Genomic DNA, 26,140 nt, shown 5'->3' on the forward strand with positions numbered 1-26,140 from the left:
CTCCCCATCCGGGTAAAGGCCGCCGAGCGCGAACTCTTGCTGATGAGCGACCTTGCCGGGCTTTCGATAGAAGGCACTTTCGTGCGCCCCGAAGGCGCGACGGGCGGCGGGCTGCTGCGATTGAAGATTGCACAGGATCGCAGCGAGGGCGTGATCGGGCTGGACAATCTGGGCTCGGACACTGTCGGTCCATTGCAGATGGCCAATGTGGTGACCTTTAACGACGCCCTGCACGGGTTCGAGACGACCACCCTGACCGGCGTCATTACACCGCAACACCCTGACCGGATGTCACTGGTCCAGATGATGCAAAGCTATCCGGTCGGATCGAGCGGGCTGAGCGCGGGCTACAGCCTTGTTTATCTGCGCCAACACCCGGACGGTGGCGCTGGCGCGCCGGATATCGACGTAACATCAGCCATGGGCACTGCGTTTCTGTCCTATCCGTTTGTGCGGACGCTGGACCGGTCGCTCTGGGGGCAGGCCGAGCTGACAATACGCAACGAGGACGTGGACTTCCGATCACCGCGCCGTCTGGACAAGGCGCTCTTCCAAGAACTGGCCACCGGGCGCTGGATCAAAGAGAAGCGGAACCTGTTGATCACCGGGCCATGCGGTGTCGGCAAAACCTGGCTGGCCTGCGCCCTGGGGCAGAGAGCCTGCCGCGACAATGCCACCGTGATCTATAAGCGCCTGCCACGCCTATTCTCGGAACTGCAGCTCGCCCACGACGACGGGCGCTTCCCGCGCATCTTTCGCCAACTCGTCAAAGCGGACCTGCTGATCCTCGACGATTGGGGGCCGGAACGTATGACCGCGCCGCAACGTCGGGACCTGATGGAAATTGTCGAAGACCGCTACGGAAACGGCGCAACGCTGGTCACAAGCCAGCTGCCGGTCGATGCGTGGCACGACATCATCGACGAACCGACTTTCGCAGACGCCATCCTCGATCGCCTGATCCACAACGCGCACAGATTGCCTCTCGAAGGCCCGTCGATGCGCAAGACCCGCGATGCCCCCGTGGCCAAAACCGTTGACGAACAAACCGACACCTGAGATGTCAGATCAAACGCTCAGCATCCCGCGCGAGCTTTGTCCGCGCACCCCGGAATGACTGTCCGCGTGCCGTTGGAATGGCTGTCCGCGAAGCCCAGAATGCGCAGGCCAGACGCGAGATCGCGTCCGGACTTGAACATCGCTCCCACAAAGGCCTGAACAATCGGGCCGAGAACAGCCATTTGCCGTTTCGAAAACGAGAGCGGTGCATGCAAGGCTTTCGCGCTCCGGGCGGGTTGCAACGGTTTGCAACATGCCAGTCTGCCGCCAGAAACCGCTTCTCAATACCTGCCCGCCGTCGTTCCGCAAACGCAACACGCTATCACAGAATGGAAGCCTTCGACGCCTGGAAGGAGGCCGCGAACATCTGACGCTCCAAGACCGGCCATCTCTTCGCGGCCGGCGAGTTAAGTTGACAAAACCTCTGGCAGGCATGAAGGACAGCAAGATCATCGTCGCCATCAACAAGGACGAAGAAGCACCAATCTTCCAGGTTGCGGATTACGGCCTTGTCGCGGATCTGTTCGATGCCTTGCCCGAACTGACAGGGATACTGTAGCCGGGGTAATTTCATTTGTGGTCAGCCTGTGTTTTGCAGACCGCGTTGCCCGAATAGCGCTCGGGGGCGTTGATGATGTGAACGCCCCCGAGCACAGGTCAGCGTCAACAACCTGACCAAGCCGCCTACATTGATGGTCCTACCCGTCACCTCGGTCGCCGAACGTTGCAACTCCGGGTGCGCAGGGGGGAACTACTGGGCGGTAGGGCTGATCCAGACCTGCATAGGCGGGGCCGAATGCGGCTAATCCTTTTGGCGAGGTGAACGGCACCGGCGCGGGCAGGATGACGATCGCCACATTCTGACCGGCGTGGTAATTGGGGTTGGTGACGGGTTCCCCGGTATCGGTGTCGATCATGCAGATCATGTCCGGTATCGTCGCATGTACCGTGCTGTTGAGCCAGCCGATCATGTTTTCGTTCTTGAGCCAGATCCGATAGCTGTCTCCTGCGAAATCTCCGCGGCCGCTGATCGAGATATTGCCAATGGTAAAGCCGTCTTCGGTCTTCCAGTTGCTGTCGTCGACCACGCCTCGAAAGGCCACAATCCCCGATCCCTGTTTCGCAATGGCTGCGGCGGCATCGACTCCGTCGGCGCGGGCCTTTCGCCAGGTCTGGCCCATCTGCAATGCCATGCTGATCGCGCCCGGGATCACCGCGTCGCGGATCTCGCGAATTTCAAGCGCGTGATCAATGGCGGCAATATCGTTCCGGCTGACCATGGACAGGGCGCGCACGATATGTTCGGCGCGTGCATCATCGATGACATTTTCGCAGATGATGGTTTCTCCAAAGGCATTGGCCATCACGATCGGCGCAGCGGGCAGGCCTTCGATATAATAGGTGGAATGGGTAATCTCCGGCACGGCACGGCCGGCAGGATCGGCATCGATAATAAAGGCGTCGGACATGGCGGCGGCATAAAAGGCGACCGCGGTGTTCGAGCCTCCAAGTTCGCAAGAAATCGTGCCGTAGAACGGGCGGCCCAGATACTCTTGAAAGCGCCGATAGGCCACCAGAATCGAGGGTTCGGTGATACGGGGCAGCCGTTCATAGAATTTTTCCTGATCCGCTGGCAGGGCCGAGATCGCCCCCAGCATATAAGGGGTGCAGACCAGCGCGTCCCGCGGTGCCTCGTCCAGCGCAACCATCTTGAATTCCTTGCCCTTGGACAGGGCGTCATCGATCAGCCTGAAGCCTTCGGTCAACTCGCCGCCGCCGCCGGTTCCAAGAATTGTGGCACCATACAGAATATCTTGCAGATCTTGGCGCGAAAGTATTTTCATGGTCAGTCCTTTAGTTGGCATATCACGCGATCAGTTGCGTGGTGCCCCGAGAAGCTTGAGAAGATCGGTAATCATTGACAGCACCAGCAGCACGGCGACGGTCAGCAAGGCAAAGGCCATCGCGGCCGAGGCCACCACGGGCGTGTAGCCGTAGCGCACATTGTTGAAGATGCGGATCGGCAGGGTTTCGACAGCGAAGCCCGACACCATATAGGAAATCAGATATTCATTGACGCTGATGATCGCGACAAGCGCATAGCCGGTGACGATATAGGGCAGCACCAGTGGAAAGATCACCTTTCTGAAGGTCTGCCACGGCGTCGCGCCCATGGTGCGCGATGCTTCGACGACATCGTCCGACAGGGTTGCGAAACCGCGTGAGATGATGACCAACGGAAGCGTGACGAAGAATACCCCATGCGAGATGATCGTCGCCTCGATCCGGCCATACATGCCGATCTCGGCCCAGAAGACGCTAGCTCCCATCGCGATGATGATCGGCGGCAGCATGAACGGCCCGATTCCCAGGGCAAAGACCAGCCGTCCAAACCCGGACTTCAGTCGCCACAGCACATAGTTCGCCGCCAGCGCGATGCTGACCGAGACCAGCGCCGCCACTACCGCGATCGCCAGTGAATTCCGGATCGGCATCAGCCAGTCCTTGTCGGTGAACAGGACCGTGTACCACTGCAGCGACAGTTCGGTCGGCGGAAAGGAAATGTTGCTGTTGGCGTTGATGGACACGCCTGCGACGATCAGGAAGGGCAGGATAAGCCCCGCAGCGATCAGCGCAACGAACAGCCGTTTGAGAAAGCTATTCATGACCGGTGCTCCTTGCGAGAGGCGAGCATCAGCAAACCGATGATCAGCAGTGTGAACAGAAGCATGATGACCGACAGAGCCGAGCCAAGCGGCATGTTTGCATCCCCGACCGCCTTGTCGGTGATGATAACCGTCATGTTCCAGTCCTGTGGCCGACCAAGCATGGTGGGCATGACGAAAACGCCCAGAAAATAGACAAACATGGTGACGACTGCGCCGATGATGGCGCCGCGGTAATTGGGCAGGACGACCCTGGTCAGGACGCGTGGCGGAGAAGTCCCAAGGGTCAGTGCCGCCTCTTCAATACTGCGATCACGTTGCGCCAATTGCGGATAGAACATCAGCGCCACAAGCGAAAATCCCAGCGTCACGAAGCCGATGATCATCGCGCCAAAGCTGGGCGAGAGCGAATGCGGGTCCTGCCACAGGCCGATCCAGCCCATGAATTTCGGGATGCCCGAGCTTTCGGACAGCAGGATCAGCCAGGCAAAGCCCAGGATCACCTCGCTCAGGCACATCAATGACAACAGCAGGATGATCCAGAACAGCTGCCAGCGCCGTTTCATATCGGTGATAATATATATTGCGGGAAAGGCCAGCAGGACCACGATCACCGCTCCCAGAGCCGAGGACCACACCGACCGCATGGAGATGGTGTAGTAGAAGGACGAAAAGAACTTGGCGTAATTGTCCCAGACGAAGGCCACATCGTAGAAGCCGAGAGGGTCTCGCTTGTAAAAGCTGACCACGATCATGAAGGCAAGTGGGCCGAGGAAAAACAGGCTCATCATCCCCAGAGGGAAAAGCCCGATCAGATGTGCGGGGCTGAGACGTTTCATGACGGGATGATCCAAGCATGGTCCAGATCGAAATGGATTTCGGCTTTTTCGCCCACCGCGAATTCCGGTGGCCTGTCCGATACCATCGTGTGAATGAACTTGCGGTCTCCGACGCTCAGTTCGGTTTCAATGGAAGCGCCAAGCAGACGCACGAAATCGACGGTTCCGACCAGCCCGTTGCTGTCTGCCCCGGCCGGTCGGAGGGACAGGTATTCGGGGCGCACCGCGACAGTGTGTCTGCCCTCCAGCGTCGCCATTGCCCCGCGTGCCGTCCCCAGCGGTAAATCGTCCAGCATGACCGTGCCGCCAGCGGAAAAGCGTGGGGTGAATATATTGTTGGTGCCCATGAAATCAGCGACAAAGCGGGTCTGTGGGCGTGAATAGATCTCGGTCGGAGTGCCTGCCTGCTCGATCCGGCCCTCGTTCAGAATGACGATGCGGTCGGCAATGGACATCGCCTCGTTCTGGTCATGGGTCACGAATATCGTCGTCACGCCCAGCTTGCGTTGCAGCTTTTTCACCTCGATTTGCAGATGTTCGCGCAACCCGGCATCAAGCGCACTGAAGGGTTCATCCATCAGGAACAGGGCCGGCTGAATAGCCAGCGCCCGCGCAATGGCAACCCGTTGGCGCTGGCCGCCTGAAAGGGCCGAAACCGGGCGATCGGACAGACCGGACAAACCGACGACATCCAGAAGCTCTGTCGCCCTGGCCATGCGTTCGGCCTTACCCACGCCGCGCAGCTCAAGACCATAGGCGATGTTCTGGCCGACATTCAGGTGTGGAAATAGCGCAAGGCTTTGAAAAACCATCCCGACATTGCGTTTGTGACAGTCCACCCGAGTCAGGTCGGTCCCGTCCAGCAACATCTCACCCGATGTTGGTGTTTCAAGCCCGGCGATAATGCGAAGTAGCGTGGTCTTGCCGCAGCCGGATCCGCCCAAAAGACAGATGAATTCAGCCGAGCCGATTTCCAGATTCACATCCCTGAGCGCCTGAAAGGTTCCGAAGTTTTTCTCGATATTCTTGAGCGATAGCGTTGCCATGGGGAATTTCTTTGCTGAAACTGAGGTCGGCGCGCAGCTGGGCCGACCTCCAAATATTACCTGGAGATCATCTCGAGATAGGCATCGGTCAGCCAGTCTCTCTCACGCAGGTGAATATGCGTCTGCATGCGGATCGGGGTGCCCGTGCTTGCGACGGCTGCGAATTCCTCATCCGACAGATCCATCGTCTCGCGTCGTGCGACCGGGGCAATGCCCAGATTGCGCGCCAGTTCGGCCTGCACGTCGGGACGTATCATATAGTTGATGAACTGTTCGGCGGCCCCGACATGTTCGGAATCCCGCGGGACGATCCAATAGGCTTCGCCCAGAATGCCGCCTTCCTTGGGAAAGGTCGAAGCGACGGGCAGACCGTCCTTGGCCGACAGCGTGGTCACGTCATGGTAGTAAAGCCCGCCGGTCAGCTCACCGGCCTCAAGTCCTTGCTGGAACTGGCCTTCATCGCGATACCACAGCTGCACCTGAGGTTTCAGTTCGGCGATCTTCGCGATGATCTGCTCAAGCCCCTCCCGGGTCTCCATGATGTCGTAACCGCCAAAGAAGGTCAGGGCGGTGGCCTCCATCAGGCCGGAATTCGAATTCGAGGTGATACCCAGCTTGCCATCCCAGTCGCGGTTCCACAGATCGGCCCAGCTTGTCGGTGCCTCGGGAAAAGCATCGGTATTAGTGACAAATGTCGTGTACCAGGTCAGCGCACCGATGCCATACAAGCCGCCTTCGTCACCGGACATGGCAAAGCCGTCGATCAATGTCGCGGTATTGGGGATATTGGCACCGTCCAGCTCAGCCCAAAGACCGATATCCTTGCCACGGATCAGAACTTCCTCTGCCACAAGAGAGACATCGGCAGGTGCGGTCTTGGCCCTTGCGGCATTGGTCAACTGGGTCAGCCATGCCTGATCGGCTGGTTGCGCGATCGAACGGACCGTGATGCCGCTTTCCTCGGTAAAGCCCGGATAAATCACCTCCCGCAGCGTTTCCTCGAAAAAACCACCCCATGCGCTGACGGTGATTTCCTCGGCGCAGGCGGCATGGCCGGTACCCAGAACAAGCGCTGTCGTCAGCGCGATATGTATAATTGAATTAGGCATTCGTTCCCCGCGAATATGGTTTCGGATCTCTCAGAACCGGTCGGGGAAGTCGAAAAATGCATGCTTGATCTGGCAGGGAAGCTAGACAGAGCCTGCGACAAAGACAACCCCTTTGCGCGTTTTCTTCGTTTCCAGTTCAGGAATTTCATGTAAAAATGATATTTATCAGGATGATAGCGGCGATGGAAGGGGAGTCCCCATGAAGCTTTCGGATATTGATCTGCGACTTTTACGGGTCTTCAAGGCCGTTGCCGAATCCGGCGGTTTTGTCAAAGCGCAGGCCGTTTTGGGGATCAGCCAGCCGGCGATCAGCTCCCATATCGCCAATCTGGAACGGCGGCTGAATGTGCGGCTGTGCCATCGCGGACCAAAGGGGTTTTCGCTGACATTTCAAGGACAGCAGGTGCTGGATGAAACCAATCGGATGCTCGATCACCTCGATTCTTTTGCCGACCGGTTGAATGAAATCGGCGGCAAGACCCAGCGATTGATCCGCATCGGGGTTGTGGACAGTCTGGTAACGGATCCCGCGAATCCGCTGGCCGCTGCGGTCAGGCGCGTCTGCGCCCGAGGCAAGACGACCGTGAGGATCGGCGTCTACGATTATCTTGATTGCTTGACGGAGCTGCGGGCGGGTCGGCTCGATATGGCAATTGTCGGGGTTGGAACAGATGGAAGATTTCCCGAAGATATTGAAATGAAATATATTTACGATGAATTCAGCGGCTTGTTCTGCACCCCCGACCACCCTTGTGGCAACGAAAGCGATCCAGAGAAGCTGACCGATCTGCTGATGAAGGCCGAGATTTCAGCCCATAGCTTTATCACCAACCCGATGGGTGGCGGGCTGGACATGCAGCTGCTGGACGAAGCCGCCGATATTTCGCAGGGAAATGTCGAATCGACTGTCTATCTGACGCTTGCCGGAACACATGTCGGCCTGATTCCAAAACACTATGTAAATCAATGGGTTGATTCGGGAGATCTGGTTGCCGTCGCCCCCAGTACCTATCAAGTTGTATCGCGCTTCAATGCCGTGCGCATGAAATCGGCGGCTCTCAGTGACAGCGCCCAACAGTTGTGGGACGAACTTGGGCACGGCACTCCCGCGTGACGCGTACAGCATATGGCCGCTCTTATGCAAACATCAGAACTTCAAAATATGCATACCTGAATATCCGCCGTAGCTTGGTCCTGCTTTGATCGGCTTCGGGGAAACTCGGAAAAATGCATGATTTACCTAGTGCGGAATCCATTGATTTTCAATGGGTTTCGATGACATGATCGGCTCCCTCTTCATGGAGATGTGGGGATTAACTTCTGGCGACTTGCCGGGTTCTGTCGCAAACTTTGCCGAGTGTCGGCATAGCCTGATCTGCGGACAGAGTTATGCTACTAGCTCCGCGAAGGTCTGGAATGCGGTTGCGCCGTTGGTCGCGATTTGACCTTTGCGGATCATATGGGCGGTCTTGATGTCTGCGATGGTGGCGGCCGCCGAGTGAAAAGCCTTGAAGCCCATCATCGGGCCGGTGATCCGCTTGATGAAGCGGTGGTCTTGTTCCAGTATGTTGTCGAGATATTTGACCTGCCGCACCTCGATGGTGCGCCCGTTGTCGGTGAATTTCAGAATTACATTCACCGCCTGTAGGCCGGCCAGGTTGGCACCGCTCTTATCGATCACAATCCGGTCGGGCACGCCGTTGGTGCCGATCGCTCGCTTGAAGAAGCGCCGGGCAGCGGACAGATCCCGGCGTTCGGAAAGCAGGAAATCAAGGGTTTGTCCGTCGCGATCCACGGCCCGGTAAAGACAGGTCCAGCGGCCCTTCACCTTGATGTACATCTCGTCCATCCGCCAAGATGGGGCGGTCGGCCGCTTCCTCGCTTGCGCCAGGGATGCGATCAGCGGCGCAAACTTTACCACCCATCGGTTCAGCGTGGCATGGTCGACCTTCACCCCGCGCTCTGCCATGATCTCCTCCAAGTCACGGTAAGAGACGGCGTCGCGGAGGTAGAAGAAAACCGCGTGCAGGATCACGGACTACGGATAATGCACGCCCTTGAACTCAGCCACGTCAACCGCCTTTCGCCAACTCCCTGACAACGCTGACATATCACGCGCGCGCAGAAAGTCGAAAGTTTGCGACAGTACCACATGACATCCGCAGAATTTCGCGAGCTCCGCGCTGCCGCCTTGGATAAATGGCGTTATCTCGAGTTGTTGTAAGTGTCTCATCGCATTGGCCTACTCAACACGAAATGTCCGCAGCGAGTTGGGCGATGTGCATAGCAAGTTTGGGTCCCTCTAAATATGGAACCGTTGAAGCCGACCGCTGCCTCGCCTGGCTCGGGGTCATGCCGAAATGGCTACGAAACGCCCGAAGAAACTGGTTGCTGCTGGAAAAGCCGTAATCATAAGCAATGGCGGTTATCGAAAGCTTGTGATGCCGACACAGGTCGTGAAGGGCATGTTTCAGCCGTTCTTCGCGAACAACACGTCCGACTCCACCACGGCCCGGAAACATGCGGTAGATCTGGCTGCGAGACATGCAGAAGTGATCAGCCAGCATGTTCGGCCCCAGGTCGGGATCCCGCAGGTTGTGGCGAATGAAATTCAGGATTTCGCGGCGCAGACCCGCATGTCCCGCACCGTTTCTGTCTTCGTTATCCAATGGCTGCTTTGCGACATTGGCGACCAGCATATTCATCATCGTGTCGTCGAGAGCGATGGCGTCCTGCTCCGGCAGGTCCGGCATGATGTCGAAAAGCCCGTGCAGAACGCTCGTGACAAGGCGCGTACCGGGCTCTCCCGCGCGCAGAACCCGGCCGTGGATCGAGCGCCCACCTGTTGCCGCGTCCATCCGCTCGCGTGGCATGTAAACCATCAGGCTGGTGCCCGCCGTATGCCGGCTGCGATGCGGCCGCGCAAAGTCAAAGACCCCGATATCGCCAGGGGCAAGATGCATATCGGTTCCATCGCAATCACTGACAAGACTGCCTTCGAGGAAAAGCTCCAGTTGATAGCCGTCCATCCCTCCTTGGGCGATGCGCAGAGAATCGCGCAGGTTCACGCGCGCGTCGAACCATCGCTTTCCGATCATGAACGACCCCATCAGGCGCGAATCGAGCCGACCTTCAATCACCTGATCGTCGTTCAGCGGCGACACATCATAAAGTGGGGAGCTCAATGATCGCCAGAACTCGGTTCGATGGCATTTTTCCAGCATGCCTGCCGAAACGGAGATCATCCCGGATACAGGATTCATCGGGGATTGCTCATGTAAAGTTTCTTTTGGTCAAGCAGTTGCTTTCTATCTTTTCAAGAAAACCAGCCGCAATTCACTGTAGTCAGCAGGCGCAAGACTGCCACTGAATGTTGTGTATTTGCAACATAAGTTAACCCGGCCGTTTTGGGACGCCAGGCCGAAACTTTTGGGATGCAGGGCCGAGCATGAGTTTTCCCGACCCTGTAAGTGCGCGGCATGTGACGCAGTAGTTCATCTGTTCTCTGCGTTCTTCGGAAGCCTCACGTCACCTAGCCCAAAAGAGTAGATAATGCCGACCATTGAACAAACCGTCTATGTTAGCAAAGAAATGCTGGGCTATATCGGCAATCAGCCCACCAATCCCCCGGGGATCAATCCCGGTGATGAGGGGTTCGGTCTGTACGCGCCAGATGTGACGGATCTGAATACATATCTGGGGACAGAAACCGAGTATTACCGCCTGAACGGTTGGCAGCTGAACGGTGCAGATCAGTTTGCCAATGGTCAGTTCTGGTCCCTGGATGCCTATACCGGGGATGGAGATCCGCGTGAAGATGACGATCCGAGCCACTGGACCGAAATCTACGCCCAATTGACGCCCAAGAACGACCTGGTGAACGGCCTGGGTATCGGTGACAATTACATTGTTCTCGAGATTGGCGGTGAGCATATCATGCTGGATTTCGACGGAACGTTCAGTGATGTCCCGACCGATGTTGTCTATGAGCCCAACCGCGATCCCGGCGGCGAGGGGGCGCCGACTTTTGATGAGGGTGAAGATGCATTTGACGGTGCTGTCTGTTTTGCTGCGGGCACCCTGATTGAAACAGGCAACAGCCCCATGCGGGTCGAGGATCTGCGCGTCGGTCAGATTGTGCTGACGAAGGATCATGGCCCACAGCCGATCCGCTGGATCAGCAGCCAGACACTGAGCCCGGCCGTCCTTGCGCGCCATGAAAACCTGCGCCCTGTCCGCATCAAGGCTGGCGCCTTGGGGGCGGGAACCCCATCTTCGGATCTGGTCGTTTCTCCACAGCACCGGATCCTTGTGCGGTCGAAAATCGCGAACAGAATGTTCGGCGCTTCAGAGATTCTGGTTGCCGCGAAACAGCTTCTGGAGCTGGACGGTGTCGAGATCGCTGCCGATCTGGAAGAAGTGCGGTATTTCCACATCCTCTTTGACCGGCATGAGATCGTGCTCTCCAACGGTGCGGAGAGTGAAGCCTTCTACACCGGGCCTCAGGCTCTGAAATCGGTAGACGCGGCTGCACGGGCCGAGATTTTTAGAATCTTCCCGGAACTGAAAGATCGTGACTATCGACCTGAACCTGCACGAACTCTTGTCTCAGGTCGCGTGGCACGGAACATGGTGAAGCGGCACATCAAGAACGACATGGAACTGGTCGCAGCCTAACCGAGCAACCTGTCCGAAAATCGTCTGGCCTCGGTCGCAAACCTTAAAATAAAATTGACCGAGGCCAGCCGAACGCTGGCGGATCGTTTTCGCGAATTCCTGCCTGAAATCTCTGGCCCATGCCCACACCGTCTGACGGGGCATGATGATGCGCTCGGCCAGCAGATCTTCGACCATGCGCAGGCTCAGGGGAAACCGGAAATACAGCCCGACGGCATGAGCAATCATGTCAGACGGGAAACGGTCGCGACGATGGAGGCGGGCATTGGTCATGCAACCGTGTCGGGATCGTCAAGCTATTGCTCTTTCCAGGGCGGCTGGGTCGCTCCGGGCGATGATCAGTCAGATTTCCGCACCGCGCCTGAATGGCCACCGCGTTCGGGCGCTGGGACGACTGCGCGAACAGCATGACCGCGTGAAAGGCGGTAGCGCACAGCCACCTTCGACGCCGGGCAACAAATTGACGATCCCGACCGAGGCGATCAGCCCTTGCTCATGGCTGCGATGATTTGTCGGGCGCGAAGCCGGACGGGCTCGTCGATCATGGCCCCGTCAAGGGCGACCGCCCCGTCACCCGAGTCCAGCACCCGCCTTGCCCAGTCAACTGCCCAGGCCGATGGCGCGAAACACAGAAGTACCTCGGGCACCTGTCGGGGATGAATGCAGAGTTTGCCGGTCATGCCAAGCGCGCATGCATGTTCGGCATCAGTACGCGCTTCGGAGCAGTCGTCCAGCCGGGCTGTTACACCGTCAATCGGTCCGGCCCTGCCTGCCAGTCGAGACGCCAGAACCAGTTCACTTCGCGCTGGCAGCAGGATCTTGCGGCGATGTTCACAGCCCAGATCGGCACAGAAATCTATCGAACCAAAGACCAGGCGCTGCACCCCTGCATGTGCCGCGATATTTCTGGCTTGAGCAAGGCCGCGTGCGGTTTCGATCAGCGGAAAAAGTGGCATCTTTCGCGCGCCCGCCCGCGATAGCGTCGCGCCCACCATGGGGTCTTCGGCTTTTGGCAGGATGATTCCGGCGAACGGAAAGGTGCTGATGGCGGCCATATCGTCTTCATGCCATGGCGTGCCACAGGCATTGACCCTTACCAGCACCGGCTTTTGGGTGAAATCGCAACGCAATTGGGAACGGGCCTTGTCCTTCTGCTCGGGGCCGACTGCATCCTCCAGATCAAGGATCACGGCATCGGTCTGGCTTGCGGCAGCCTTGGCGAAGCGCTCGGGCCGGTTGGCTGGCACGAAGAGTGGCGCACGGATCAGGTCAAGAGCTACCATTCCGCGCGCGCCTGCATGGCGATGGGACCGTCGGGGCTGGCTGTCCACAGATCCAGCCCGCCGTCGACCTTGTGCGCATTCATCAGCAATGCGCCGCCACCGAAAACCGGCGAATGGCTGCGGAACCGGAACCGGCGCAGCGCCGGACCCTGAAGGTCTTGTGCATATTGTGCCAGCAACATTGCCTGCAATGGTCCGTGGACCACCAGACCGGGATAGCCCTCTTCGCCGGTGGCATAGGGGACATCATAATGAATACGGTGGCTGTTGAATGTCAGCGCGGAATAGCGGAACAAGCGCTCCGCCGACATGCTGATGCTGGATTGTTCGCTGCCTTCAGGAGCCGCCGGCAGCGATGATGATGCGCCTGGGCGGGATGGTGAAATATCGCGATAGACGATGTCCTGGCGTTCACTTATCAGCTCGCGACCGGCGCTGCTGAAGCGATGGGTGATGGTAACGAAGCACAGTCTGCCCGAACGCCCATGCTTGAGCGTCACGTCATCAATAACAGAGTTCCGGGTGATGACGTCCCCGACTTTCGCGTCTGACTTGAATGCCAGTTCGCCCCCTGCCCACATCCGCCGAGGCAGTGGGATCGGGGGCAGAAAACCGCCACGCGGTGGATGGCCGTCCGGGCCAAGCGCGGCGGTCGGGGCGGGGAACTGACAGAGGCAATGATGGACAAGCAGCGGTGCGATGGCACCGTTCTCTGTTGGCCCTTCACGGTCGAGGGTCGCGAGGAGCCGCTGGACAATCATCGGGGTCAGCAACTCGGATTGCTGCTCTTCGCGCCCGATCCAGCTGCGCAGATGGTCGAGGTCGAGTTCAGGTGTCGTGACCATGGTCAGCACTCCAGCGGGTTCAGCGCGGGAACGGGCCCGTATTGGCGCAGCTCATCATCCCAGATCGGCGCAGGGGCCGGGTAGGAAACCGCTCCGTTCGGCGTTTCGACGGTGATGCGGCGCAGATGCGGGTGGGTGGCCAATCCCGCCATGTCATTGACAAGCGCCACGGCAACATCGGCGCGCAGCAGCGTCGCGACAGCTTCATCCCCGGTCATCCCTGCAAAGGCTGCGGCAACCAGTGCATCGGTTTCATCGCGATTGGCGACCCGTGTGACGTTGCTGCAAAAGCGCGGGTCATCGGCGAGATCGGCATTGCCAAGAAACACCGTGCAGAGTTTTCGCCACTCACGGTCGCTCTGCACCGACAGCAGCACCTGCGTCCCGTCGTCTGCGCTGAAAACGCCGTAGGGTGCGATCGAGGGATGCGCCAGCCCGGCGCGTCTGGGGCTTTTGCCGCCTTCGTGACAGAGGAGGGGAACGGTCAGCCAGTCGGCCATCACGTCGAACATCGAGATCGAGATATTCGCCCCCGTGCCGGTCTTGCCACGGCGGATCAGCGCCTCGAGAATGGCCGATTGAGCGGTCGCGCCGGTGGCGATATCGACCAGTGAGATGCCCACCCGTGCAGGTTCGGATGGTCCGCCGGTAATCGAGCAGAGGCCCGATTCCGCCTGCACCAGAAGATCATAAGCCTTGCGGTCGGCCATTGGTCCGCCTTCACCATAGCCCGAGATCGAACAGGTGACCAATCTGGGAAAATCCTGCGCAAGGCGGTCGAAACCAAAGCCCAGTCGGGCCAATGCACCTCGTTTGAGATTCTGGATCAGCACGTCGGATGTTTCAAGCAATCGGGCAAGCTCTTCGCGTCCTGCCGATGAGGCCAGATTGACCGTACGCGATGTCTTGCCCCGGTTAAGCCAGACGAAATAGCTGGACTGACCATTCGCCACGTCATCATAGCCGCGCGCGAAATCGCCTTCGGGACGTTCGATCTTGATCACCTCAGCACCGGCGTCAGCAAGACGCGAAGTGCAGAAGGGCGCCGCGACCGCCTGTTCGATGGCGACGACCCTGATACCTTCAAGTGGGCGCATCAGAAACTCCGCGGCAGGCCAAGCACATGCTCGGCGACATAGGACAGGATTAGATTGGTCGAGATCGGCGCCACCTGATAAAGCCGCGTTTCGCGGAATTTGCGCTCGACGTCATATTCACTGGCGAAGCCAAAGCCGCCATGAAACTGGATACAGGCATTGGCCGCCTCCCAGCTGGCCTTGGCAGCCAGATATTTGGCCATGTTGGCCTCGGCGCCGCAGGGCTGGCCCGCGTCATAAAGCCGGCAGGCCTTTTGGCGCATCAGATTGGCGGCCTCGACTTCGATGAAAGCTTCGGCGATGGGGAACTGCACCCCCTGGTTCTGCCCGATGGCACGCCCGAAAACCTTGCGTTCGCTGACATAGTTCACGACGCGATCAGTGAACCAGTAGCCATCGCCGATACATTCGGCCGCGATCAGGGTGCGTTCAGCGTTCAGGCCGGTCAGGATATATTTGAACCCCTTGCCCTCTTCGCCGATCAGGTTCTCTTCGGGGATTTCGAGATTGTCGAAAAACAACTCATTGGTCTCGTGGTTCACCATGTTCGGGATCGGGCGCACTTCCATTCCCGATTTCATGGCCTCCTTGATGTCGACAAGAAAGATCGACAGACCTTCGGATTTCTTGCTGACCTCTGACAGCGGCGTGGTGCGGGCCAGCAGGATCATCAGATCGGAATGCTGGACGCGGCTGATCCAGACCTTCTGGCCGTTCACCACATAGCGGTCACCCTTTCTGACCGCCGTGGTCTTGAGCTGGGTGGTATCGGTGCCTGTGGTGGGTTCGGTCACGGCCATGGATTGCAGGCGCAACTCGCCCGAGGCCAGCTTGGGAAGGATGCGCTGCCGCTGCTCTTGCGAACCGTGACGCACCAGCGTGTTCATATTGTACATCTGCCCGTGACAGGCTCCCGAATTGCCACCCGCGCGGTTGATCTCTTCCATGATCACGGCCGCCTCGGTGAGGCCAAGGCCCGACCCGCCATATTCCTCGGGAATCAACGCGGCCATCCATCCAGCCTGTGTCAGCGCAGTGACGAATTCTTCGGGATAGGCGCGGGCCTCGTCGATCTTGCGATGGTATTCGTCAGGGAAATCGGCGCAGAGCGCACGCACCGCGTCCCGGATGTCCTGATAATCGTCGCCGATGTGATCGTACACTTGTACCTCCTCCAAGGTGTCGAGACGCGGGTCTCTGCCGTTTTTCCGATCATCGAGCCCTGCAACCCATAAATCAAATATCTGAATGGACTGACAGAAATGCCGAAATGGCATGAATTTGCGCAGAACGAGAAAAGGCGGCCCGGATCGCACCGGGCCGCCCTGATCGTGGTAGAGTACCTGAAGGTAGCGGCGCGTCCGGTCCTGTCAGACCGGATCCCAGCAAAAGACATCCGCAGAGACATCAAGCGGAACATAGCTGCCGCGCAGTGCCGGGATGGCATGGTTTCGCACCGAGTCGAGATCCCAGCCTTCGCCACGATGCACCGACCGGGTTGGTCGGGGCTGCGAGACCAGGAAGATCTCGTTGTTGCGCACCGCAAAGATCTGGCCGGTCGTGTCCGCGCCGTCATCCGATGCAAGATAGAGCGCCAGAGGTGCGATCTTTTCTGGCGACATTTCCTTCATCCTGTTGACCCGTTCTTCCTGTTCCGGGCTGTCGACCTTGATTGAAGAGGTCATGCGGCTCCAGGCAAAGGGCGCGATGCAATTCGAGCGGATATTCCAGCGGCTCAGATCCAGCGCCAGAGATTTGGACAGGGCGGTGATTCCCAGCTTGGCGGCCGAGTAATTGGCCTGCGCCAGATTTCCGATCAGCCCGGAAGTCGAGGTCATGTGGATCAGGCTGCCTGACCCCTGTTCCCGCATGACATCGGCGGCGGCGCGGCTGACATTGAACGTGCCGTAAAGATGCACCTTCACCACGGCATCAAAGTTTTCGTAGGTCATCTTGTGGAAAAAGCAGTCACGCAGAATGCCCGCATTATTGACCACTGCGTCCAGCCTGCCGAACGCATCAGTGGCCTGTTTCACCATTGCCTGCGCACCTGACGGGTCGGTGACATCATCGCCATTGGCGACGGCCCGTCCGCCTGTCCTTTCGATCTCGGCAACTGTTTCCTGCGCAGCTGCACTGGATTCACGCTGGCCGTCCAGTGACGCGCCAATATCATTGACGACCACGGCTGCACCGGCACGGGCGGCCTCCATTGCAATGGCGCGGCCAATGCCGCCACCAGCGCCGGTCACAAGCATGACCTTCCCTTCAAGGGCTTTCATTTCAGACATGTCTCCTCCGTCTTGTCTTGGGAATTTGTTTCAGTTCTCGACGGGGCGACCGAAGACGCAGCGTTCGACCTGGGCCGCCGCACCGGCCAACGCCGCAGCGATATCGGCAAGTCTCTCTTTCGACTGCTGTCCCGAAATGGTGATGCTGCTCATGCCCAGCCGGGGCATGCCATTGGCGTCGCGAACCAGGGACGCCACGATATCAAGGCCCCGATACAACTGGCTGAGATCATAGGCGGTACGCGTCTTGCGGGCCTGAAGAACATCCTGCCAATAGCTGTCGAAACGCGGGGCATCCTGCCAGCGCACAGTGTCGAATCCTTTGCGGGTCTGCGCCTCGCTCAGTTCCAGAGTCGCCGCATAGCAGCGGCCGATTGCGCCTGAAAACGCAGGCAGGCGGCTGTTCTGGGCCAGCACCGCATGAACAATATTGGGGGCGGTGAAGCGGTCGGTCAGAACGATGCGTGCATTGCGCGTGAACTGCCAGAGGGCGATCATCGTCTCATGCTCGCGCGCGATGGCCGTCAGGGTCGGGCGGATCACATCGGCGGGGTTGGCGCCAAGCAGCGGCACCGCGAATTCCATCAACCCCATCCCGATCCGATAGGTCTTGGCCTCGGGATCGAAGCTGAGCAGCCCCTCATGGCTCAGGGTTCGCAGGATATTGAAAGCCGAAGACACATTCATCCCTGTCTCCCGTGCGATCTGGGTGGCGCCCATCGGGCGCCCCAGCATGGCAAGCATGCGCAGGATGCGTACGGCATTCTGAACGGCGGGTACAAGTTTCTGTCCGGGATCTTCGGTCATTTCATTCCTCATGTAGAATATGATTTACTATACAGAATGGCGCTGCTAAAGCAAGACTATACTGGAGTTCTGCGGAGGGAGGCAGGAACGATGCCAACAGGTGTGGATATTGATGTTTTCGAACAGCTTGTGGAGACGGTGGAGAGATTCGCCCGTGAACGGCTGATCCCTGCAGAGCGTCGCGTCGAGGAGGAGGACGCCATTCCCGAAGAGATCGTTGCCGAGATGAAGGATATGGGACTTTTCGGGCTTTCAACGCCCGAGGAATACGGCGGCATCGGCGTGAATGTGTCACAGGAAGCGCGGCTGATCGAGACATTGTGCTATGCCTCGCTGACCTTCCGGTCGTTGATCGGCACCAATGTCGGCATCGGTTCGCAGGGTATCGTGATGGATGGCACCGAAGAGCAGAAACGGCGCTGGTTGCCCGGTATCGCAAGCGGCGACATCATCGCCTCTTTCGCGTTGACCGAGCCTGACACTGGTTCGGATGCCGGTGGGGTTCGCACCTCGGCGCGTCGCGATGGAAGCGATTTTGTCATCAATGGCACCAAGCGCTTCATCACCAATGCCGTGCGCGCTGGCGTCTTTACGGTCTTTGCCCGCACCGATCCGCAGAAGGACGGCGCGGATGGGGTTTCGGCCTTTATCGTGCCGGCAGATACGCCGGGAATTACCGTAGCCAGACCGGATCGCAAGATGGGCCAGCGGGGAACAAAGACCTCGGATGTCATCTTCGAGAATGTGCGGGTGCCTGAAAGCGCCATCCTGGGTGGCCGCGAGCGGCTTCATCAGGGTTTCAGAACCGCGATGAAGGTGCTTGACCGTGGTCGGATCCATGTCGGCGCAATGGCCGTGGGTCAGAGCCAGCGGATGCTTGATATTGCCACGGATTACGCGCTTGAACGCAAACAGTTCGGAAAGCCGATCGGGGAACATCAGCTGGTGCAGGGGATGCTGGCCGACAGTCAGGCGGAACTTCAGGCAGCCCGCGCACTTGTTCGCGCGACGGCCGAAACATTCGACCGCGAAGGCAAGGCAATCCTCGAAGCATCCTGCACGAAATATTTCTGTACCGAGGCTGCCGGGCGGATCGCCGATCGGGCGCTGCAGATCCATGGTGGCGCGGGCTATATGGCGGAATACGATATCGAGCGGCTCTATCGCGACATCCGCTTGCTGCGCATTTATGAAGGAACAAGCCAAATCCAGCAGCTGGTGATTGCGCGACGCACGCTGATGCAGCGGGCAGGCTGACCGATGGCCTCGCATCGAACCCGCAGCCTTGCGGAAATGCCGCCCCAGTCGAAATTCTCGGCCCTGTTGGGGATCGAGATCGTCACCTGCACGCCGGAAGAGGTCGTCTGCACGATGACGGTGACCGAGGACATGTCAAATCGCAACGGCGTTCTGCATGGCGGCGCCTTGATGACCCTGTCGGATACTGCTGCTGGCACCGCGACTTTCATCAGCAGTCCGGCAGAGATTTCCAACACCACCGTAGAGGCAAAAACCAATTTCATCCGCCCGGTCAGACTGGGCGACACGGTGACCGCACGCTGCGAGCCGCTTCATGTCGGGCGCGCAACATCGGTGTTGCAGGTCACCATGACGCGGGGCGACGGAAAGGTCGTGGGCGTCACGACCCAGACCCACATGTTTCTGGGCTGGAACAAATGACAAAGCACGAAAGGGGAGGAGCGATGACCGATATGGAGAGGCAGGAGGCCGGACCACAGGCCATCTATGAGGCCTATCTTGCGCAAGGCCGGTTCATGATCCAGCGCGCCGAAAGCACCGGAGAATATGTGTTCTGGCCGCGCGTGGTCGCACCCTCCGGGGCGACGGACCTGCACTGGGTCGAGGCCAAGGGTACGGGAACGATTTATGCAATTACGGTGAACCGGGCCCGCGACCGGTCCTGGAATGTGGCGCTGGTCCAGCTGGATGAAGGCGTGCGCATGATGTCGACGCTGCCGGAGGAAGAGACGGGAGAGATCGGGGCGCGCGTGAAGGCGCGGATTGAGACAACTGAGGAAGGTCCGCGCGTGGTCTTTGATCTGGTCAAGGAGGGCGCAGCATGAGCGATCGGAGTCTTCGTGGTAAATCGGCCATTGTCGGAATGGCGACGGCCGGGGTTGGAGAGGCACCTGGTTTTTCGGCGATGGAGTTGCTGGGGCAGGCTGCGGCCGCTGCGGTCGCCAATGCCGGGCTGAAGATGCAGGATATTGATGGCGTCTTCGCTGCGACCAGCAGCCACGCCTTCCCGACCATGAGCGTCGTCGAATATCTGGGGCTGCGGCCGAGATTCTTTGATGGGACCAATGTCGGTGGATCAAGCTTCGAGATGCATCTGCTGCAGGCGACGCTGGCGTTGGAAGCCGGGCTCTGCGACGCTGCGCTGGTCTGCTATGGCTCGAACCAGCGCACTGCGGGCGGACGGCTGGTCTCGATGAGCGAGCCCCAGTGGCATGAAACCCCCTACAAACCCCGTCATCCGATTACCGCATATGCGTTGGCGACCAGCAGACATATGGCGCAATACGGCACCACACGGGAACAACTGGCCGATGTGGCACTTGCCGCGCGCGGCTGGGCCAATCTCAACCCCGAGGCCTTTGCCCGCGGGCCATTGACCAAGGACGAGGTTCTGTCTGCGCGGATGATTTCGGATCCGCTGACCAAGGCCGATTGCTGCCTTGTGACCGACGGCGCTGCTGCCTGCGTGCTGGTGCGGGCCGATCGCGCCAAGGATCTGCCGGGCAAGCCGGTCTATTTCCTTGGTGCGGGTGGCGCGAATTACCACCGCTCGATCGTGGCGATGCCCGATCTGACCACCACTGCCGCCGCCGATAGCGGACCACGCGCCATGCAGATGGCCGGGGTGAGCCAGTCGGATCTGGATCTGGTGATGGTCTATGACGCCTTTACCATCAACACGATCCTGTTTCTGGAGGATCTGGGCTTCTGTCCGAAGGGTGAAGGTGGACGTTTCGTCGAGGATGGGCGCATCGCACCAGGCGGCGAGCTCGCGGTCAATACCAATGGCGGCGGGCTGTCCTGCGTGCATCCGGGCATGTACGGGCTGTTTCTTATCGCCGAGGCCGTAGCTCAGATCCGTGGCGAAGCTGGCGAACGGCAGATCGAAGACTGCAATCTGGCGCTTTGTCACGGGAATGGTGGCACCTTGTCCAGCCAATGCACGGCAATTCTTGGATCCGAGGCGGTGATATGACGGATCTTCTGCATATTGACGGACTGATCGCCCCGCGCTCGGTGGCGGTAATCGGTGCGTCCGAAGATGTGACGCGGATTGGCGGTCGCCCCATCGCGGCGATGCTGCGGGCGGGCTATGCCGGGCATATCCTTCCGGTCAACCCCAAGCGCGACACGGTTCAGGGGTTGCCATGTTTTGCCAGCGTGGACGATCTGCCAATGATACCCGATGCTGCGCTGATCGCGGTACCCGCCAAGCTGGTCCCCGAAACCATCGAGGCGCTTGGCCAAAAAGGATGCAAGGCCGCGACGCTTTTCTCTGCCGGCTTTGCCGAGGTTGGCGAGGCGGGCGAGACCGCTCAGCGGCAGCTGGTGACGCTGGCACGCCGCCACGGAATGCGGATTCTGGGACCGAACACACTAGGGGTCTACAATGTCGATATCGGATACTACGGAACCTTTTCCTCGTCTCTTGATACCGGATATCCAAGACCCGGCAATATCGGCATCGCCAGCCAATCCGGGGCCTTCGGCGCCCATCTTGGTGCGCTGGCGCGTGACCGCGGGCTGGGCTGTTCGGTTCTGATCACCACTGGCAACGAAGCCGATATCACGGTGGCCGAGGCGATCCGCTGGATGGCCGAAAGCGACGGGACCGACGTGATCTGCACCTATATGGAGGCGATCAATGACGCGCCCGCGCTGCTTGCTGCGCTTGATGTTGCGCGCGCCAAGGGCAAGCCGGTATTGGCGATCAAGTCGGGCCGCTCGGCTGTCGGGGCACGGGCGGCCGCGTCCCATACGGCCTCGCTGACCGGCGATGCGATGGTGGCGGATGCGGTGCTGTCCGAACATGGGGTGGTCATCCTGCGTGACCCCGAGACGATGATGGATATCGCCTATGCCGCATCGAAGATGATTTTCCCGACGCGGCATTCGCTTGGCATCGTGACGGTCAGCGGTGGTGCGGGGATCGTCGCCAGCGACGAGGCCGAACGCGTCGGCCTGCCGATGCCTGCCATGCCTGACAAGGCGCAGGCCGCTCTGAGGCAGGCGCTTCCCTATGCCTCGCCGGTCAATCCGCTGGATTGCACGGCTCAGGCGCTGAACGACCCTTCGCTTCTGGAACTGTTCACCCGCAGCGGGCTGGAGGAGGGCGGCTATGGTGCGGTTTTGTGCTTTCTGACCTATGTGGCTGGAAGCAAGGCCATGACGGAGGTGATCCTTGAAACCATGGCACCATTGCGGGCGGCATATCCTGACCGAATCATCGCCTTCTGCGCCCTGGGTGCGCCGGAGGTTCTGGCGCGCTATGATGATGCAGGCATTCTTGTGTTCAACGATCCCTGCCGTGCCGTGCGGGCGCTGGACGCCGTTCTGCGTCATGGGGCGGATCAGGCGCATGGGGCAACATTTCTCCAGCCCGAGGCAAGGCCGGTGACGCTGCCCCAGGGAACGCCGGATGAAGCGCAGGCCAAGGCGCTGCTGGCAAAAGCCGGAATTGCTGCAGCGCCCGAACTGGCCGTGACATCGGCCGAGGCCGCAGTTCTGGCCGCCGAGGCGTTTGGCTATCCTGTCGTCATGAAAATCCTGTCGCCCGACATTCTGCACAAATCGGATATCGGGGCCGTCAAGCTGAATATTGCGAATGCCTGTGCCGTGCGCGAAGCTTATGACACCATCCTGTCAGCGGCACAGGCCCATGCGCTGGATGCGGCCGTGACCGGAGTTCTGGTCGCCAAACAGCTGTCGGGTGGCATCGAATGCCTGATGGGGATTCATCGCGATCCGACCTTTGGGCCGGTGGCGGTGTTCGGTCTGGGCGGGATATTTGTCGAGGTGCTGAACGACGTTTCCTTGCGGGCCTGCCCCTTCGGTCCCGAGGTCGCACGCGAGATGATCCTCTCGATCCGCAGCGCCGCGATCCTGAGGGGCGCGCGCGGACAGACTCCGGCAGATATCGACGCCCTGGCGCAAATGCTGTCGCGGCTGTCGGTCTTTGCGGCCGGGGCGGGTGAGCGGCTGGTGTCGATCGATCTCAACCCGGTGCTGGCGATGCCAAAGGGGCAGGGCGCCTTTGCCTTGGATGCGGTCATCGAACTGGACAGGCAGGAGGTCGCAGAACATGCCCATTGAATATGATCGTCTGATGAATTTCGACATTCCCGAAATGCGGCAAAGCTATGGTCCGGCCGAAGTCGCGCATTTCGGGCTGAGCATCGGCATCGGGCAGGATCCGCTTGACATGCGCCAACTTGCCTATGTGGGTGGGCTTGAGGATGACCGCCGCGCCATGCCGGCCATGGCCAATATTCTGGGCCATCCGGGTTTCTGGCTCGGGCGTCCTGAAACCGGGGTGGATGCGCTCAAACTGGTTCATGGCGAACAGGGAATGACGATCCACCGCACACTTCCCGCCGAGGGGACAGTGATTGCCAAGACCCGTGTGACGGGGCTTGTCGACAAGGGCGAGGGGCGCGGCGCCCTGCTTTATTCCGAAAAGGAGATACGTGACGCCGATACGGGTGGGCTGTTTGCAACCTGCCGTGGAACGACTTTTCTGCGTGGCGACGGCGGGTTTGGCGGGCCGGAGGGGCCGGTGCGGAAACCGCACAATCTGCCCGAAACAGAGCCGGATCATGTCTTTGATACGCCGACGCGCCCCGAACAGGCGCTGTATTACCGGTGGAATGCGGATCCGAACCCGCTGCATCTTGATCCACGTGTTGCTGCGAGGGCGGGATTTGAACGTCCTATCCTGCACGGGCTTTGCAGCTTTGGATGCGCGGCCCATGCCCTTCTGGCGGTGATCTGCGATTATGACGCCGACCGTTTCGGGGCGATGGATGCGCGGTTTACCGCCTTCGTCTATCCCGGCGAAACGCTGCGCACGGAGATCTGGAATGACGGGTCATTCCGCACCCGTGTGCTGGAGCGGGACAAGGTCGCGATCGGCAACGGGCTGTTCAAAATGAGGGAGGTACTATGAGCATCGACACTCAGAAGGGCGATGACGGGGTTCTTGTCATCACGCTGAACGAGCCGGACCGGCGCAACCCCGTCGGCCATGCAACGCGCCAGAACCTTCTTGCGGTGCTGGCCGAGGCGGGGGCGGATGACAGCGTGCGGGCCGTTGTTCTGACAGGGGCCGGCGGGCATTTCTCGGCCGGGGGCGATATTCGCGATCAGGGCGAGCGCAGTCTGGCGGCCCATCGTGCGCGCTTCGCGGTGATCAGCGATCTTGTATCGCGGATGGCGCGCTTTCCAAAACCGCTCGTTGCCGCTGTCGAGGGCTGGGCCGCAGGCGGAGGATTTTCGCTGGCGATGGCCTGCCCGACGGTCGTCGCCTCGCGCGATGCTCGTTTCGTGGCCAGCTTTACCAAGATCGCGCTCATGCCGGATCTGGGATTGCTCAGCACGCTGCCTGCACGGGTCGGCCCGGCGCGCGCGCGGCGGCTGATCCTGACCAATCGCGTCGTCGGCGCGCCCGAGGCGCATGAGCTTGGTATCGTCGATGAACTTGCGGATGTGGGTGGTGCACTCGACACCGCTGTAGCCCTTGTGCTGGAAGAGGCCGAGGGTCCGGCCATGGCAAGGCAGTTCATTGTCGATTGGTTCGCCCGCGACCTTTCGCCCGCGCTGGAATATGAGCAGGCGGTTCAACCCATGCTTATCAATAGTGCTGATGCAGCCGAAGGGAGGGCAGCCTTCGCCGAAAAGAGGCCGCCACAGTTTCGCGGATGCTGAATGGCCGGGGATGACGTGTCCCTGTCGATGACGCTTCGCCGTGCCGCCATTGCATTTGTCATGGCGGTCTCGCTGCTGTTGGTCTTCGTCGAGTCACGAGTTCTGACATGCCTGGCGGTGATCGCGCTGATCATGTTTCTGTTTCTGGCCCGCCGGCAGCTGAAGGCCGTTAACCGGGTGCCGTTGCTGCTTTCGGTGATTGTGCTGGGGGTGGCGCTCTCGCGCGGCGTGCTGACCGAGGCGCTGTGGCAGGCCATGGACCGGATGCTTTTCCTGTCGGCCCTGATCGCGATGCTGGGAACCTTGCGCTCTGCGGCTGCCATCGCGCCGGAAGTGTTGCAGGCCGGGGCCTATGTCACTAACCAGCCCGCATCACGGCGCTATCTTGCCATGACTATGGGTGGGCATCTATTCGGAGTGCTGATCAATTTCGGTGGTCTTGCATTGCTGCTGGATCTGGTCAAACGCTCGATGGCCACGCCGGCCACCGCCAATCTTCCTGAGGCGGCTCGTGAGGCACGGCTGCGACGCATGACGCTGGCGGTGGTTCGGGGATTTTCGATGATCTCGCTGTGGTCGCCCTTTGGCTTTGCGACCAATGCGATCCTGATCACGCTGCCGGGTGTCTCTTACATGGATTTTGGCCCTGTCGGTTTCGCGATGTCCTTTCTGTTCATCGCCATAGGCTGGGGCTTTGACCGCATCGACGGGCGACGTTTCCGGCGCCTTGGGTTGCCGCGCCCCAGTCCGCCACAGGGCAGTTGGCGCGGCGCCGCGCTGATGGTGGCGCATGTTCTGGCCTTGGGTGCGGGCATCGTGACGATACATGAGCTGACGTCGCTTAGCTTCCAACAGGCACTGATCCTCATGGTGCCGACATATGCCTTGCTGTGGGCGGCCTCTGCCGGTCGCCGCGCAATGGGCGGCGCGGCAACCGGGGTCGTGGCGGCGTCGCGCATGACCTGGCTGCGCCTGTCGGATCTTGGCGCCGAGGTTGGCGTTTTTGCCGCGGCGGGATTCCTGCCGGTGATCTTGTTGGCGATCATTCCGATCGAAGATTTTCGCGCGACAATCATTGCAATGGGGTTGGGACCGGTCGCGCTTGCACTTGGGCTGAGCCTGCTGACGGTGGCGCTGGCCTTCTGTGGAGTGAATCCGATTGTGACGGCCTCGGTCTTTGGCGCAATTGCCGCGCAGCTTGCCGTGCCGGGATTAAGCAATGCCGCCATCGCGCTGGCAATCACCGGGGGCTGGACCGCGGTAATCGGTTTGTCACCTCTGATCACGACACTGGTGATCGCAGGAACGATCATGGAGCGTAGCACCAGCAGGATCGGGCTTGTCTGGAACGGACCCTATTGCCTTGCCATCCTGTTCGTCTGGCTGCTGTTCCTGACAACCCTGATCTGGTCCGGCGCAGTCTAGGATTGCAACAGGCCGAAATGGGCATGGTTGCCT

At 59.9% G+C, this 26,140-nt stretch carries 23 protein-coding genes and 4 pseudogenes; 13 read left to right on the top strand and 14 right to left on the bottom strand.

Annotated features, from left to right (window positions below; genetic code table 11):
* Positions 1 to 504 precede the first annotated feature (504 nt).
* The 3 pseudogenes from istB to JHW44_RS13800 all read left to right on the top strand — a co-directional run.
* A pseudogene (istB, locus tag JHW44_RS13790) lies at positions 505 to 1,059 on the top strand (IS21-like element helper ATPase IstB); the annotation flags it as partial.
* 107 nt (positions 1,060 to 1,166) lie between these two features.
* Positions 1,167 to 1,430: pseudogene (locus tag JHW44_RS13795) on the top strand (IS6 family transposase); the annotation flags it as partial.
* A gap of 53 nt (positions 1,431 to 1,483) precedes the next feature.
* Positions 1,484 to 1,618, top strand: a pseudogene (locus tag JHW44_RS13800) (electron transfer flavoprotein subunit alpha/FixB family protein); the annotation flags it as partial.
* A 139-nt stretch (positions 1,619 to 1,757) separates the two neighbouring features.
* Here the strand turns inward: JHW44_RS13800 and JHW44_RS13805 are convergent.
* The 5 genes from JHW44_RS13805 to JHW44_RS13825 are packed head-to-tail and all read right to left on the bottom strand — an operon-like array spanning position 1,758 to position 6,719.
* Positions 1,758 to 2,903, bottom strand: a complete 1,146-nt coding sequence (locus JHW44_RS13805) for a DUF917 domain-containing protein (protein ID WP_089345910.1) — start codon at positions 2,901 to 2,903, stop codon at positions 1,758 to 1,760.
* 30 nt (positions 2,904 to 2,933) lie between these two features.
* Positions 2,934 to 3,725: an ABC transporter permease gene (locus tag JHW44_RS13810; RefSeq protein ID WP_089345911.1), complete on the bottom strand. Its 792-nt coding sequence runs from the start codon at positions 3,723 to 3,725 to the stop codon at positions 2,934 to 2,936.
* Complete coding sequence (locus JHW44_RS13815; protein WP_089345912.1) at positions 3,722 to 4,564, bottom strand: ABC transporter permease; 843 nt, start codon at positions 4,562 to 4,564, stop codon at positions 3,722 to 3,724. Before JHW44_RS13815 ends, JHW44_RS13810 begins: the two co-directional genes overlap by 4 nt.
* The gene (locus JHW44_RS13820; RefSeq protein ID WP_089345913.1) at positions 4,561 to 5,610 is read right to left on the bottom strand and encodes an ABC transporter ATP-binding protein; all 1,050 of its coding nucleotides are present in this window, start codon (positions 5,608 to 5,610) and stop codon (positions 4,561 to 4,563) included. The genes JHW44_RS13815 and JHW44_RS13820 overlap by 4 nt, the downstream gene beginning before the upstream one ends.
* A gap of 56 nt (positions 5,611 to 5,666) precedes the next feature.
* Positions 5,667 to 6,719, bottom strand: coding sequence for an ABC transporter substrate-binding protein (locus JHW44_RS13825; protein ID WP_089345914.1), 1,053 nt, complete (start codon positions 6,717 to 6,719; stop codon positions 5,667 to 5,669).
* Positions 6,720 to 6,918: 199 nt separating this feature from the next.
* On the opposite strand from JHW44_RS13825, the gene JHW44_RS13830 reads away from it, so the two are divergent.
* Positions 6,919 to 7,833, top strand: coding sequence for a LysR family transcriptional regulator (locus JHW44_RS13830; protein WP_089345915.1), 915 nt, complete (start codon positions 6,919 to 6,921; stop codon positions 7,831 to 7,833).
* Between the two features lie 273 nt (positions 7,834 to 8,106).
* Here JHW44_RS13830 and JHW44_RS13835 read toward each other — a convergent pair whose 3' ends face one another.
* Both JHW44_RS13835 and JHW44_RS13840 read right to left on the bottom strand, forming a co-directional pair.
* Positions 8,107 to 8,754, bottom strand: a complete 648-nt coding sequence (locus tag JHW44_RS13835) for an IS6 family transposase (protein WP_143811501.1) — start codon at positions 8,752 to 8,754, stop codon at positions 8,107 to 8,109.
* Positions 8,755 to 8,965: 211 nt separating this feature from the next.
* Positions 8,966 to 9,982 (bottom strand): helix-turn-helix domain-containing protein, encoded by a 1,017-nt coding sequence (locus JHW44_RS13840; protein WP_089345916.1) that lies wholly within the window; start codon positions 9,980 to 9,982, stop codon positions 8,966 to 8,968.
* Positions 9,983 to 10,271: 289 nt separating this feature from the next.
* Here JHW44_RS13840 and JHW44_RS13845 point away from each other — a divergent pair, with 289 nt between their 5' ends.
* Positions 10,272 to 11,396: a Hint domain-containing protein gene (locus tag JHW44_RS13845; RefSeq protein ID WP_245847434.1), complete on the top strand. Its 1,125-nt coding sequence runs from the start codon at positions 10,272 to 10,274 to the stop codon at positions 11,394 to 11,396.
* 63 nt (positions 11,397 to 11,459) lie between these two features.
* Here the strand turns inward: JHW44_RS13845 and JHW44_RS20480 are convergent.
* The 7 genes and pseudogenes from JHW44_RS20480 to JHW44_RS13880 all read right to left on the bottom strand — a co-directional run.
* Positions 11,460 to 11,669: pseudogene (locus JHW44_RS20480) on the bottom strand (IS6 family transposase); the annotation flags it as partial.
* Positions 11,670 to 11,878: 209 nt separating this feature from the next.
* Positions 11,879 to 12,679, bottom strand: coding sequence for an HpcH/HpaI aldolase/citrate lyase family protein (locus tag JHW44_RS13855; protein ID WP_089345918.1), 801 nt, complete (start codon positions 12,677 to 12,679; stop codon positions 11,879 to 11,881).
* Positions 12,673 to 13,524 carry an HTD2 family dehydratase gene (locus JHW44_RS13860; RefSeq protein WP_089345919.1) on the bottom strand — a complete coding sequence of 284 codons (852 nt, stop codon included), beginning with the start codon at positions 13,522 to 13,524 and terminating at the stop codon, positions 12,673 to 12,675. Before JHW44_RS13860 ends, JHW44_RS13855 begins: the two co-directional genes overlap by 7 nt.
* A gap of 2 nt (positions 13,525 to 13,526) precedes the next feature.
* Positions 13,527 to 14,621, bottom strand: a complete 1,095-nt coding sequence (locus tag JHW44_RS13865) for a CaiB/BaiF CoA transferase family protein (RefSeq protein WP_089345920.1) — start codon at positions 14,619 to 14,621, stop codon at positions 13,527 to 13,529.
* Entirely contained in the window at positions 14,621 to 15,784 is a 1,164-nt protein-coding gene (locus JHW44_RS13870; RefSeq protein WP_089345921.1) for an acyl-CoA dehydrogenase family protein, read from the bottom strand. Before JHW44_RS13870 ends, JHW44_RS13865 begins: the two co-directional genes overlap by 1 nt.
* 207 nt (positions 15,785 to 15,991) lie before the next feature.
* The gene (locus tag JHW44_RS13875; protein WP_089345922.1) at positions 15,992 to 16,912 is read right to left on the bottom strand and encodes an SDR family NAD(P)-dependent oxidoreductase; all 921 of its coding nucleotides are present in this window, start codon (positions 16,910 to 16,912) and stop codon (positions 15,992 to 15,994) included.
* A 30-nt stretch (positions 16,913 to 16,942) separates the two neighbouring features.
* A complete protein-coding gene (locus JHW44_RS13880) occupies positions 16,943 to 17,719 on the bottom strand; it encodes an IclR family transcriptional regulator (RefSeq protein ID WP_179217797.1) in 777 nt (258 codons plus the stop codon).
* A gap of 90 nt (positions 17,720 to 17,809) precedes the next feature.
* Here JHW44_RS13880 and JHW44_RS13885 point away from each other — a divergent pair, with 90 nt between their 5' ends.
* From JHW44_RS13885 to JHW44_RS13920, 8 genes are read left to right on the top strand one after another with little or no spacing between them, the layout of a single operon-like run.
* Positions 17,810 to 18,976 (top strand): acyl-CoA dehydrogenase family protein, encoded by a 1,167-nt coding sequence (locus JHW44_RS13885; RefSeq protein WP_089345924.1) that lies wholly within the window; start codon positions 17,810 to 17,812, stop codon positions 18,974 to 18,976.
* Positions 18,977 to 18,979: 3 nt separating this feature from the next.
* A complete protein-coding gene (locus JHW44_RS13890; protein ID WP_089345925.1) occupies positions 18,980 to 19,399 on the top strand; it encodes a PaaI family thioesterase in 420 nt (139 codons plus the stop codon).
* A gap of 23 nt (positions 19,400 to 19,422) precedes the next feature.
* A complete protein-coding gene (locus JHW44_RS13895; protein WP_089345926.1) occupies positions 19,423 to 19,803 on the top strand; it encodes a Zn-ribbon domain-containing OB-fold protein in 381 nt (126 codons plus the stop codon).
* Positions 19,800 to 20,954 (top strand): thiolase, encoded by a 1,155-nt coding sequence (locus tag JHW44_RS13900; RefSeq protein ID WP_089345927.1) that lies wholly within the window; start codon positions 19,800 to 19,802, stop codon positions 20,952 to 20,954. The genes JHW44_RS13895 and JHW44_RS13900 overlap by 4 nt, the downstream gene beginning before the upstream one ends.
* Positions 20,951 to 23,071, top strand: a complete 2,121-nt coding sequence (locus tag JHW44_RS13905; protein ID WP_089345928.1) for an acetate--CoA ligase family protein — start codon at positions 20,951 to 20,953, stop codon at positions 23,069 to 23,071. The genes JHW44_RS13900 and JHW44_RS13905 overlap by 4 nt, the downstream gene beginning before the upstream one ends.
* Positions 23,061 to 23,924, top strand: a complete 864-nt coding sequence (locus JHW44_RS13910) for a MaoC/PaaZ C-terminal domain-containing protein (protein ID WP_089345929.1) — start codon at positions 23,061 to 23,063, stop codon at positions 23,922 to 23,924. Before JHW44_RS13905 ends, JHW44_RS13910 begins: the two co-directional genes overlap by 11 nt.
* Positions 23,921 to 24,682, top strand: coding sequence for an enoyl-CoA hydratase/isomerase family protein (locus tag JHW44_RS13915; RefSeq protein ID WP_089345930.1), 762 nt, complete (start codon positions 23,921 to 23,923; stop codon positions 24,680 to 24,682). Before JHW44_RS13910 ends, JHW44_RS13915 begins: the two co-directional genes overlap by 4 nt.
* Positions 24,683 to 26,107, top strand: coding sequence for a hypothetical protein (locus tag JHW44_RS13920; protein ID WP_089345931.1), 1,425 nt, complete (start codon positions 24,683 to 24,685; stop codon positions 26,105 to 26,107).
* The last annotated feature ends 33 nt before the right edge of the window (positions 26,108 to 26,140 follow it).

This window comes from Paracoccus seriniphilus (genome assembly GCF_028553745.1).
GTDB lineage: Bacteria > Pseudomonadota > Alphaproteobacteria > Rhodobacterales > Rhodobacteraceae > Paracoccus > Paracoccus seriniphilus.